This window comes from Providencia sp. PROV205, from assembly GCF_028479505.1.
In the GTDB taxonomy this organism is placed as follows: domain Bacteria; phylum Pseudomonadota; class Gammaproteobacteria; order Enterobacterales; family Enterobacteriaceae; genus Providencia; species Providencia huaxiensis.
Genome location: NZ_JAMPNU010000027.1, coordinates 25,392 through 38,063 on the forward strand (window position 1 = coordinate 25,392; position 12,672 = coordinate 38,063).

At 38.6% G+C, this 12,672-nt stretch carries 7 protein-coding genes; 3 read left to right on the plus strand and 4 right to left on the minus strand.

Annotated features, from left to right (window positions below; all coding sequences use genetic code 11):
• Positions 1–82: 82 nt before the first annotated feature.
• Positions 83–1,216: a 4-phosphoerythronate dehydrogenase PdxB gene (gene pdxB / locus PR800_RS15800; protein ID WP_210842783.1), complete on the minus strand. Its 1,134-nt coding sequence runs from the start codon at positions 1,214–1,216 to the stop codon at positions 83–85.
• 93 nt (positions 1,217–1,309) lie between these two features.
• Positions 1,310–2,119 (minus strand): AraC family transcriptional regulator, encoded by an 810-nt coding sequence (locus PR800_RS15805; protein WP_195697404.1) that lies wholly within the window; start codon positions 2,117–2,119, stop codon positions 1,310–1,312.
• 100 nt (positions 2,120–2,219) lie between these two features.
• Here PR800_RS15805 and PR800_RS15810 point away from each other — a divergent pair, with 100 nt between their 5' ends.
• The 3 genes from PR800_RS15810 to PR800_RS15820 all read left to right on the plus strand — a co-directional run bounded on the left by PR800_RS15810 (position 2,220) and on the right by PR800_RS15820 (position 10,456).
• Entirely contained in the window at positions 2,220–3,140 is a 921-nt protein-coding gene (locus PR800_RS15810; RefSeq protein ID WP_102137616.1) for a DMT family transporter, read from the plus strand.
• Positions 3,141–3,495: 355 nt separating this feature from the next.
• Positions 3,496–8,160, plus strand: coding sequence for an SEL1-like repeat protein (locus PR800_RS15815; RefSeq protein WP_246501172.1), 4,665 nt, complete (start codon positions 3,496–3,498; stop codon positions 8,158–8,160).
• Between the two features lie 253 nt (positions 8,161–8,413).
• Positions 8,414–10,456 carry a hypothetical protein gene (locus PR800_RS15820; protein WP_210842782.1) on the plus strand — a complete coding sequence of 681 codons (2,043 nt, stop codon included), beginning with the start codon at positions 8,414–8,416 and terminating at the stop codon, positions 10,454–10,456.
• A 70-nt stretch (positions 10,457–10,526) separates the two neighbouring features.
• Here PR800_RS15820 and PR800_RS15825 read toward each other — a convergent pair whose 3' ends face one another.
• Both PR800_RS15825 and tctD read right to left on the minus strand, forming a co-directional pair.
• The gene (locus PR800_RS15825; protein ID WP_210842781.1) at positions 10,527–11,954 is read right to left on the minus strand and encodes a sensor histidine kinase; all 1,428 of its coding nucleotides are present in this window, start codon (positions 11,952–11,954) and stop codon (positions 10,527–10,529) included.
• Positions 11,951–12,619 carry a transcriptional regulator TctD gene (gene tctD, locus PR800_RS15830; RefSeq protein ID WP_210842780.1) on the minus strand — a complete coding sequence of 223 codons (669 nt, stop codon included), beginning with the start codon at positions 12,617–12,619 and terminating at the stop codon, positions 11,951–11,953. The genes PR800_RS15825 and tctD overlap by 4 nt, the downstream gene beginning before the upstream one ends.
• Positions 12,620–12,672: the final 53 nt, after the last annotated feature.

A 12,672-nucleotide genomic window follows, 5' to 3' on the forward strand; every position in this document is an offset into this window, starting at 1 on the left:
ATTCCTCTAAAAAATAAAAAAAATCAAACAACCCCCAATAATTAGGGGCTATTTAATTAGATGTTCATTTTAACTACATTTATTATGCGTGGGTTAAACGTGCCTTAAAACCCAGCGCATTCAGTTTCGATGCCGTTTGTTCATTATCACAAATAATTTCAAGGGATGACCATTCACGGCGTTCTTGGTAATTTTTGCGCAGTTTATCAAATTCGCCTTTTACCCCTGCAACCGCTCTTAACGCTGCGTCATCTCGGCGCACATCATACACGAGATGCACTAACCTTTTGAGCTGGTTTTGCGTTAATTTACCATTGAAAGTCAATTGATTGATATCTGGCTTAGGCAGTAAGGATGAAAGGCAAACTTGTGACGATTTGCCGAGAAACTGACAGTAAGCTTCATAAACTTGCGTGGTTCCTCGCGCTTTGCCTTCTAGCGTATAACCTGCAATATGCGGCGTGCCGATATCCACTAATGCTAAAAGTGCGGTGTCTAAATCAGGCTCTGGCTCCCACACATCTAAGATAACACTGAGTTTTTTCCCGCGGTTAAGTACAGATAATAGTGCTTTATTATCAACTACCTCACCCCGGCTTGCGTTAATCAAAATGGTGCCAGCCTGTAATTTTGCTAAACGCGCTTCATCCATTAAATGGAAAGTTTGATATTCCCCTGACATATTCAGCGGAGTATGGAAGGTAATGACGTCAGCGCGCTCGAGGACATCGTCAAAAGAAACAAATGGCTCGTCGTCCCCCTTGGCTGCTCTCGGTGGATCACAAAGTAATGTTTTGACGCCCCAAGCCGATAACCTAGCGGCTAAGCGCCCTCCGACATTGCCAACGCCAATAATTCCTACTGTTTTATCACGTAAATCAAAGTTATCGCGCTCCGCTAGCAATAATAGTGAGGAAATAACATATTCAACAACCGCTATCGCATTACAACCCGGCGCTGATGAAAAACCGATATTTGCCGTTGATAACCACTCGGTATCAATATGATCAAAACCAGCAGTCGCGGTTCCAACAAACTTAACCGGGGTATTATTGAGTAGTGATTCATTAACCTTAGTGATAGAACGCACCATTAGTGCATCTGCATCAATTAATTCTTGTTCTGGTATAGGGCGTCCTGGTACCGCTTTTACCTCACCAAGCTCACTAAATAAAGTTTGAGCATAGGGCATATTCTCATCGACTAAAATTTTCACGCTGTTGTCCTAATCAATCACTTTTTTGTTTTGTGTCGTTATTTATATAGATAAGTGGAATAATATTTTGCCACGGTTTAAGCCAGATGCCTATTAGAGGTTGCCTTCTACGGCAAATTCTTTCACTCGAAAACGGTCTGGTGTCACGCCAGATATTTGCTGGAACATTGCAATAAAAGCGGATGCGGAGCTATATCCCACATCCAGTGCGACTTCATGTACACTCTTCCCTTTTTCTAGCCCTGCAACCGCATGTAAATATCGCAAGCGTTGGCGCCATTCACTAAATGACATACCTAGCTCCTGCTGGCAACGTCTTGATAACGTGCGTTCCGATGTGTAATAGCGTTTTGCCCATTGTGCTAATGTCGTGTTATCGGCTGGGTCGCTTTGTAACTCTAATAAAATGGGGGCAAGAAATTTGTCTTTTGAAACAGGCAAATAGGTGTCTTGGCAGGAAGACAATGGAAATTGGTCAATCAACACATGCGCCAAACGCAAGTCTTGCGCGGTTTCAGGTTGAACAATACCGCGTTGATACATGTCCGTCATAATTGATTGAAATATAGGGCTAAGCTTAATCACACAAGGCCGCTGGGCGAGCACTTGGTTGTATTCATGTGCAAAATCTATGATCCGAAATTTGACACTTTCTTTATTAAAGCTAGCATGGGGGATGTTCGCTGGGATCCAAATGCAAAATTCTGGTGGTGCTAAATAATGTTGACCTGCCACCTCCATTTCCATGATGCCACAAACCACATACAGCATTTGTCCAAAGGGGTGCGAATGGGATTTATACTCAGTGAGAGCTGCCGTTTGCTCGTGCCGAAAAGCCACCAATTCGGGTTCTGCAATATTACATTCACTGATTTGCCAAATGTCTGATTTTAAGTTTTCCATAGTCCTGTCTGAAAAGCGTTATCGATTGTCTGGTTATCAGTATATATAAAAAATCGGACAGATGTATACTAGCGCCCATTCAATATGGGAGAATGTTTTAATGAAAAATCTTCTTTTTCCGCTAATCGCGGTTTTATTATGGTCAATTAACGCCATTGTTAACAAAGCGGCATCAACTGCCATTGACCCTGCGGCAATCTCATTTTACCGTTGGGCACTGGCATTTCTTGTCATGACCCCTTTTGTATTACGTTCTGTGCTTCGAAATTTTAAAATGGTCATGAAACATTGGTGGCAACTCGCCATTTTAGGCGCTTTAGGGATGATGTTATACCAAAGCTTGGCTTATTATGCCGCACATAGCGTGAGTGCCACCTTTATGGGAATTATGAACTCGTTGATCCCATTATTGACAGTCATTATTAGTATCTTTGTGCTACGCGTTATTCCTACCGTGGGGATTGTGCTAGGTTCAATCCTCTCATTATGTGGATTAGTGTGGCTAGTGAGCCAAGGAAGCCCAAGTGCGTTGTTCTCTCAAGGCTTAGGCCAAGGGGAAGCCATGATGTTGGTTGCGTCTGCGGCATACGCCCTGTACGGTGTTCTGACTAAGCGTTGGTCAATTCAGTTATCGAGTTGGGATGCCCTTTACGTTCAAATTTTCTTTGGCGTGATCATGCTGCTCCCTAATTTCTTATTAGCTGAAGATGTCTCTCTGAACAGCCAAAATATTGGTTTAGTGGTATTTGCAGGTATTGCAGCTTCTATCATCGCCCCAGCTTTATGGATCAAAGGGGTTATAAAACTCGGCGCAAATACAACTTCCATATTTATGAACCTTGCCCCTGTATTTACCGCCATTATTGCCATTTTCGCCTTGGGTGAAGAATTAAAAAGCTACCATTTAATCGGTGGTGGTGTGGTCTTACTCGGGGTAATGTTAGCGCAACAACTACGTACTCCACTGACAGAATTATTCCGCCGTGAAAAAAAGGTGGTTCAAGAGGATTCTTGCCAGTAGAATAGAATTATAAAAGCAATAAATGCAATGTCGTCACTCATATGCCCCACTCTGTGGGGCTATGTTTGAAATCCCCTCTATTTCCTCTTCAATTTCTCCTTAATTTTCTTCACCATTCATACTTTGTGACATTTAAAATACCTTCAATTCACCTTTAATTCGCTCATCATTGATATGATTTATCGGATTACCATTTTCCAGATAAGGGAAAATCCGATTGAATCTTCTGGAATTACAATTAGACTTAAACAAAATTAAATACCCCTTTAGGAGTAGTAACTCCACTCAATAAGCCGTGATAACGCGATAAATCTAAATGGAGCGTGGCAAGTAACCACTATAATAAGGAATAACAATGACTAAGCCGTTTAAAGTTGGGTTGTTCATATTGATAATAATTGCTGTAGCCACTGGCATTTATTTTATCAATAACACCAACCCATCCTCTCCCTCCCAATTAGGCTATGATTTATATCAACAAGGTGAGTCTCAAGCTGCCTTTGAACAGTTCCAAAAAACAGCAGAGCAAGACTCACAATCCGCTTTTGCATTAGCCATGATGTATAAAGACGGTATTGGTACAAATGTCGATGATGTGGCAGCTCAAAACTGGTTAATTAAGTCAGCAGAAGCTAACAATAAAAATGCGTTATATAACCTTGGTTTTTTCCGCTATAAGCACATGATAGAAGACACTTCTACAGATGAAAACGGGTTAGCTTCTTTAACGAAAGCGGCTGATCTCGGTGTAAAAGAAGCACAAGAAATGGTTGGTGGTATTTATTTAGCTGATAAATACGAAGAAGTTCCGCAAAATATTGAACTTTCTCGCCAATATTTCACTTTAGCTTCTGACCAAGGCTCAAAACTGGCCAAATTTGCTTTAGGTTATATCGCCCATGACTTTGACAATGACAGTAAGAAAGCCGTTGATATATTAACGCCACTTGTCAGCAACGATTTTCCCTTACCCGCTATGCTGCTTGCCTCGATTTATAAGGATGGCGGTAACGGTGTGCCACCTAACCCATCACTCGCTAAAAAGTACGAACGCCTCTCTTTCTCCTCTACATTAGAATACATTTCTGACGCGGATGAATTAGAACCTGGGGCTTTATCATTGTATGGTTCACAAACAGAAGAAGAAAAACAAAAGGTCATTTCTAATTTAGAAGAGCGGGCAAGCCGTGGTGATGAGAACGCCATCTATGTGTTGTACCAAAAATACATGACTGGCGATGGTGTTCGGAGAAATAAAAACCGTGCAATGGCTTATATCCGCCCCCTTGTCGACGCAAAAAAACCTAAAGCCTTATATTTAAATTACAAAGCTGACACCGACCGTATTCAGGATTTAACTGATGCCGCTGATGGTCAATACCCTCCCGCGATGTATCAAGCCTATAACGTGTATTCTGGCCGTACATTTAGCGATGTTAAGCGAAATGATGCTTTAGCTGAAAAATATCTCACCGCTGCCGCAGACCTTGGTGATTTAAACGCACTTGTTATCATCAACCAGAGAGCAATTTCAAGTTACGATTTTCCAAACAAAAAACTGAGTGATATTGTCGCCAAATATACCCCTATTTTAATGGAAAAGTACCCGAACTCCGCGGAAGCGTTAGTGGCGGCAAGTGATGTTTATAGTGTTAAGGGTAGCCCATTATTTTCGCCAGAAAAAGCCTTCGCCGCTTTAGAAAAAGCAAATCTCATTGACCCCACTTATGATGCTCAGATGCAATTAGCGCGTTATTATATTAATGCTTTTGGTACTAAGCAGGATGTGCAGAAAGCCGCTAAATTACTCATCGACAACCTTAATGAAAACGGTTACCCATCAACCGCTGAGCGCTTATTGGTTCAAATATATTATCGCTATGATATTAAAGCACTTATCGATGAAAAAACGATTATCGATATCCTCAAAGAGGATGTGATTAAACGCGAAAATTATTCCTTAGCTTATTTGTATGCTGACTATTTACTAAAGGAAGATGCTGAGAAAAATAGTGATCAGGCTTTTGATTTATATGAAAAATCAATCAAGCAAAATTATAATAGCCAGGTTTATTATGCTGCTGCATTATTAAAATATCGCCCAACAGAAACCAATAAAATAGCTAACTTGATAGTCAATGTGCTCCATTCATCCCAAGCACGAGCCGAATTACTTCCAAGCCAGTTACAAATCGCTAAAGATATTTTATTAAAAACAGGTTTAAACCGAGCTGACACCAAAAAAATATTAGTGCAACTTGCCTTATATGATAACAATGTTGAGGCTCAAAAATTAATTGAACCGCTTATTAATAATGATGCTGATATCACCTATTTATATGGGATAAACAAGCTTACTCAATTAACGAATGTTGACTCTTTAAGTGATGCTGAAATAAAACCATTGTATGATTATATTTTAAAAGCGGGAGAGTTAGGTAGTTCATCTGCTTATTTATATATCGCACAGAACCTTGATGGCGTCACTTACCACAATGATAAGGCATATTATAAATCTCGCTTCCAAAAAATTACTGGGCTTAGCGCAAAAGATTTAATTTCTCAATATAAAAAATGTGCTGCACTCAAAAACAACCGCTGCTTATATGAATTAGGGGAAATATACCAAGAAGGTAACTACGGGGAAGATGCCAATTATGACACCGCCCTCTCCTATTACAATCAGATTTCTGATCCTGACTTTAGCTTCTTAAAATCACGTAAAAGAGAAATTGAAAAATCCAAAGCTTCGTTTGCCAATATTCAAGAAAAAGTGAAACAGAATGACCCAGATGCGTTACGTACACTCGCCAATGCTTATAAATATGGTAATTATGGGCAGAAAATCGATCAGAAAAAGTGGCTTGAATATTTAGAGAAAAGTGCAAAATTCAATCAAGAAAGTGCGCTTGAAGAGCTTATTGATTATTACCAACAAGATCAATTTATCAATGCAAATAAAGCAAAAATATTAGGTTATTACGACCAATTAGCCGCCATTGGCAGTAAAGACTATACCCGTAAACTGGCACACCAGTATTTAAAAGGCAGCCAGCTTGTTGAGCTTAACCGACAAAAAGCACGTGAGTATTACCTAAAAGCAGGAAGTTGGGGCAATGAATTCATCAAATATATGGATGATTATGATATTGGCATGAAAATGCTCAATGATAGCCCTTCTGCGAAATACAAAGTGGGTCGAGCTTATTTCTATGGGCAAGGTGTCAAAGAAGACCTTTTAGAAGCGGCTAAATACCTAAAACAAGCGAGTGATGAAGGCAATGACTACGCCATCGCACTCTATAGTGAAATGCGATATATGGGCGTACTGAATGAAGAAAAAAATGCTTGGGTAATGGAACCTGATTGGGACGAAGCCATTGTTTATCTAAGAAAACATTCTAATCCAAAACGGGTTGATGATTATATTGAAGCCTATGAAACCCTCGTGGTTCCTGCCCAAAAAGGTGATACCACCGCTTATATTAAACTCGGGGATTGGTATAGTACACGCGGCCGAAGCCTAGCAGCGCAAGGTTGGTATAAGAAAAGTATCGACGCTGGCAATTTAGCCGCTTATCAACCTCTTGATTCCGTGACTGAAGATAACCAAGCAAAACGCCAAAATTATATTGATGGCACAGCGAAAGGTGACCTTTTCTCTAAAGTTCAATTAGCCGAAACGTATTTATATGATAACAAAATTCTCACGAACTCTCCTGAATATGATTTAGCGATTCAATATCTTCAAGAAGGGATAAAATCAACCGATGAGGCGCTTTCTAATAACGCCTTCAATGCATTGGTGAATTTATATCGAGATGGGATCAAAAATACAAAAAGGGAGCTTAATCGCCCCAAAGATGAACAAAAGTATTTAGCATTGCTACTCAGTGAAGAAAACAATCGTACCGTAGCATTGGTGAACTTGTATTACTATTATGTAAATAGTGATAACGCTAAAGCCTTAGCCTATTTACAACGGGCTTATGATAAGGGTGATTTAGCGGCAACGAAAAAACTCTATCAAATCTATTATCCTGGCCAATACTGTAGTAACAGCGATAATGTCGACATGGATAAAGCGAGCCGATATTTGAAGGAGTGGATTGAGAAAAGCAATTTCCAGAAAAATACCGACAAACATTATATCCATTATCCTGAGAGCCTTTCCGAAGAGATGGGAACCATCTATTTAAAAGGCGATTGTAATGTTGATCAAAATATCGACAAAGCCATCGAATGGTACCAAATTTCGCTAAATTACCATCCAACTCATGCACTTGGTTCGATTTATCAGGCTTATGTAGAAAAAGGTGATGCCAAGCAGGCCTATTACTATGCATTGCTACTTGATAAAAAACCAAGTTCCATCGAGCTACTGGATACACTTTCAGCCCAAGACAAACAAGCGATTGAGAAACAAGTTACCGATGAAAAAGCCTATGAGAAATATGGCCGCTTTGCCGAGCAAATTGAAAAACAGCGCGTCGAAGCTGAGGCCGGTGACAAAATGTCAGCCTTCTCCTTAGGTGTCGCCTATGCGCGTGGTGAACGTGTGCCTGAAGATACGCAAAAGATGATCTATTATTATGAATTAGCAGGGAAAAATGGCTATCCTCGTGCTTATAATATTTTAGGCAATCTGTATCGTAAAGATAACGAACGCGGCATTGAAAAAGACTTCCCTAAAGCACTTTATTATTTTGATTTAGGTGCGCAACAAAATGACAGTAATACGGCTCACCTCGCTGGTGACATGCTCTATTTTGGCCAAGGCATACCAAAAGATTATGTCCGAGCAGCGAAATATTATGACATTACAAGCCTAGAACAAGGCACCCACCATGCAATGGCAAAATACAAGCTTGCTTATATGTATTATAACGGCTGGGTCGGTAACAAGAGTAAAGAAGATATCCAAAAAGCCCATGATTACCTTGAACTTGGTGCTAAATACTTAGATGATGACTCAATCAAAGCCCTAAAAGAGTGGGACTTTAGTATGTTAAATCAATAAATCATGACTCTAAGGCGCTAATTAACTTTAGCGCCTTCATCCGTCTACAATTATCATTTTACATCCACGCAAAATATCTTTTATAACACCCACTTATAATATAACTAAAAAATTATTAGCTAATGATTTTTGATTATATTAATGAGATTTCCATACTAAATAAAAATTAGTCTTCCTCCTATCGTTAGATTATATTTTACTTGCGTCTGCACATCTGCAGATTTAAATAATCTATTAACAAGGAGTGTTTACTATGATTTCAATATTTAATAAAGACCATAAATCATTGGGAAGTATAAAAATACAAGATATATATAAGGAGATAGACTATTCAACAATTTTATCAATTAGTAAAAAGCCACCCCAAAATACCATTTACCTAGAAAAAACATATCAAAGCATTAGAGAGAATACAGAACAGAATAGTACAAGAATTCGTCATTTACTTAATAAAGTTGATGATTTAAAACATAAATTTAAGACGACGGGTTCTGATGAATTGAATGAATTAAAAAACATAGAGTATAAACTTCACAAACAAGCCGAAAACCAAGAGAAAAATTTCGAAACGCTACAGTTTTTAGACAGTAAACATACAAATAAGCAAGGCCATTATACGATTTCAGGAACTTCAGAGTCTATGAGTCTCAATAAATCCAATTTAATTGACCGATATGGAGCTGATTTATCGAGTTTACTGAATGATATTAACGGTCATTTTATTTTTCCTAATGAAATTTCACATCAAGAAAATCCTATTATTCTAAACGCCATAAATTCAGAGCTTAACCAAATTAACACCAACCTAAATAATAGTTACAATTTATCCCAAAAATATCTGCATAAAACCACTGAAAACATGCAGTCTAGGCTTAGACTTATGCAAAAAACATTTTATGCAGAAGAAGATATACATAATTTATACGCAAACGCTAAAGAAAGTAAAAATAACATAGAAAAACTGCTAAAAAAACTTAATAATGAAGGAGCAATGCACTCCTCTAGCAATAATACCATCAATAAATTAATAAAACACACGACAAAACTAAATACTCAATATGCAAAAATTCAATATTTACACCATAGTTTTGATAAAATCAAAAATTTTGAATACTTAGATGATGTTCATAATTACATTGAACAAGACAAAGGTTTCGACAGTAGCTATCTTGAAAGCCATTTTCAAAAAAATAAAGAGTTTAAATTACTAACTGAGTTATCCAAATCCGCTGATAATTTAAAAAATTTAAAAATTGACGCTCAAAAAAAACTGGAAAATCATATATTACCCGTTGATAAGCTATTCACACATCACTCTGATAGACAAAAAGAATACCAGCAAGATATAGAAAATAAATTAGAAAAATTATTCAATAAGATTGAATTACGTATCAACATAGAAATAAAAAAAGAGGCGGGTTTATATTACGACCAATCCACATACTTGATCCACAGGGCTCAGTTAGAAAAAAACATACTGAATATAAAAGAAGATTTAGCAAGTTATATCATTAAAAATAGGATGTTAGTTCAGGAGAAAAAGACCCATGATAGCATTGACGAGTTAGCAACGCAGTTTTCTGATGAATTACTTAGGGCAAAAACTCTCCAAAAATTTATTAACTTAGAGTTTAATAATCATCTACAACAATTTTCTCAGCCAAATAAGGTAGGTTCTTACATTAATAACTTTGGTGAAAATAAAGATAATATCTACATGCTAGCCGTGGAAAAGAAGCTATTGAAAAATGAAATAAATAGTTTAATTTCTAACATTCGTATAAAGATCCCCTTAAAATCAGCGTCGTCTACGATTGATGAAAATACATATTACCAAACGGTTCAAGATAAAATGTATACATTATTAGGCTTAACTGACCAATTAGGGTCGTTAACAAAACTGTATAACTCAAAAGGGCATGCAGAAATAGTAGAATACATTAATGATATACATTCTTTAGAGAAACAAATTGCTCAGACAGAAAAAGAGATATCTCAATACATTTATACCCATTCGGAAAATAAAGATAAGAAATCAATTTCTTCAGAGATCACACCACTACTTATTGAATTAATTAACAAAAAAACAAAAGTAATGTCAATTGAAAGCACGATTAACAAGGGATCAGATAAAATCAATCTCAACTTCGCTGATAGCGATGGAAATGATAAAGACCTAGAATCTCTATTATCGTCAATCATCGCAGAGTTTCCACAAGATACGATAACGAGTGATGTAAACCACCAACCATTACATAGTAAATCAACGCCTATATTTGCCCCATTACGCGACTAACACGCATTTTTATTATCACCAGTTGCAGTTTACTGTTATTTAAACCACCTATTTTACTAGGTGGTTTCTCTTATAACGGCGCTTGGCTGGCTTTAAATGCGATTCTGACCAACAATCCATTGAGTAATTTACTTTTTAATAATTGAGGCTCAGAACCATGATAGCTTGCAATATCTTTCACGAGCGCCAATCCAAGCCCTGCCCCTTCCTTCCCTAGCGCATTATTGAAACGCGTAAAGGCTTCCATAGAACGGTTAATTTTAGCATCAGGGATCCCAGGCCCCGAGTCCTCCACCTCCAAGACCCAATGAAGATGGTCGTCACTGCTAACCACACGGACGGTGACCACCCCATTTTCGGGTGTATATTTGATGGCATTATCAATTAGATTTGCACACATCTCTGCTAATAAAATCGGCTCGCCTTTGATCCATGCCGTTTCCGCGCCTTCATAACCTAAATCAATATTTTGGCTTTCAGCTTGGGGCAGACGAGTAAAACAAACTTGATGAACAATTTCTACCAAATTTATGGCTCGATACTGTGTAATCGCCTCTTTTTCATGAGCTTTTAATCGTGATAGCTGCAAGAGCCTATCCGTCAGGATAATCGTATTATCGAGCGTTTTTTCAATGGCTTGCAAACTCTGTTGCCGTTGGGTTTCGTCCGTACTATTAATCGCTACGGAAACTTGAGTTTTGAGAACAGTTAGTGGCGTTTTAAGTTGATGAGAAGCATCTGCACTGAATCGCTCTTGTCGTCTAACCATCCGCTTTAGGCGGGAAATATAACGATTTAATGCATCAATGAGTGGTGATAAATCAGACCACGGCAGTAAATCTGGCAATGGGGTTAAATCATTAGCAGAACGGCCTAGCATTAAATGGGACAATTTTTTCAACGGTGCCAGTAGCTTACTCAGTAGGATATAGGCAAGGGCCAAGGTTAATAATACCACCGTACCTTGGCTCATCAGGGCAGAGATTAACAATTGGTTAGCGAGATCTTGCCGTGAATAGACCGTTTCCGCCACTCGGATTTCAACCATTCCTGTTATCCCACCTTCGTTAATCGGTTGATAAAACGCAGCAATACGAATAGGAAGCCCCTTATACTGCGCATCATAAAAATAAACTAGCGCAGTATAGTGTTGTGAACGCATCCAATAAGGGGGAATTGGCGGTAAATCATCATAACCAGAGATGGTTTCACCGTCAGGGGAGATCACTTGATAAAAAATTCGGTCATTATTATTTAATTCGAAACTATCAAGCACGACATAAGGCACGCTCACAGAAAGATGACCATCAACGACTTGCAAGCGTTCCGCGACGGTTCGTGCTGAAGCTAATAAGGTTCGATCATAGGCTAAGTTTGCGGCATTTTTTGCACTGTAATAGTGGGTATAAACCGAGAAACTTCCCAACAAAATGAGCGGGATACCGAAAAAGAGCAGCAACTGATGAAAGAGAGAGCGTGGATGAGAGACTAATTTCATACACTACACTGCTCTAATCGGTATCCCAATCCGCGTAAGGTATTGATGTTAACGTCTGAACCGGCAAGCTTTTTTCTTACACGATGAACATATAACTCAATACTTTGTAAATTGGCTTCATCTGACAACGAAAAAACCTGTTCAAATAATTGCATTTTAGAAACAGGACGTCCTCGTCGATGAAATAAGGTGTTTAACACCGCATATTCTCTTGGTGTTAAGCCTAGAGGCTCTTCGCCTAATAGAAAATAGCCATCCTCATGGTAACTCAGTAACCCAAACTGTTGTGACTCATTGACTTTGCCTTGGCTACGTCGTAATAAAGCGCGAAGGCGTGCTTCTAATTCCGCAATATCAAAAGGTTTTGTCAAGTAGTCATCAGCCCCTGCATTTAGCCCTTGCACTCGGTCGGCTACGTCTGAATTCGCCGTTAATAACAAGACAGGGGTTTCTTGATGACGCTTGCGCATTTGCGCCAATACCTCAAGCCCACTCATTCTCGGAAGTGATACATCTAACACGACTAATTCATAGTGTTCGCTTTGTAATAGTTGGTCTGCTATCGCGCCATCACTGGCAACATCAACCGCAAACCCGGATGACGATAACGCTTTTTGTAACCATAATGACAATTCGTCATGGTCTTCAACCAATAAAATTCTCATTCCGCATACTCATTATAATTATTTATCAGTATACGTTGGCATTCCATTGGATG

Excerpts from the sequence above, each read along its gene's own strand:
- PR800_RS15805 (WP_195697404.1), bottom strand. The coding sequence starts at position 2,119 with ATGGAAAACTTAAAATCAGACATTTGGCAAATCAGTGAATGTAATATT.
- PR800_RS15810 (WP_102137616.1), top strand. The coding sequence starts at position 2,220 with ATGAAAAATCTTCTTTTTCCGCTAATCGCGGTTTTATTATGGTCAATT.
- PR800_RS15815 (WP_246501172.1), top strand. The coding sequence starts at position 3,496 with ATGACTAAGCCGTTTAAAGTTGGGTTGTTCATATTGATAATAATTGCT.
- PR800_RS15820 (WP_210842782.1), top strand. The coding sequence starts at position 8,414 with ATGATTTCAATATTTAATAAAGACCATAAATCATTGGGAAGTATAAAA.
- PR800_RS15825 (WP_210842781.1), bottom strand. The coding sequence starts at position 11,954 with ATGAAATTAGTCTCTCATCCACGCTCTCTCTTTCATCAGTTGCTGCTC.
- tctD (WP_210842780.1), bottom strand. The coding sequence starts at position 12,619 with ATGAGAATTTTATTGGTTGAAGACCATGACGAATTGTCATTATGGTTA.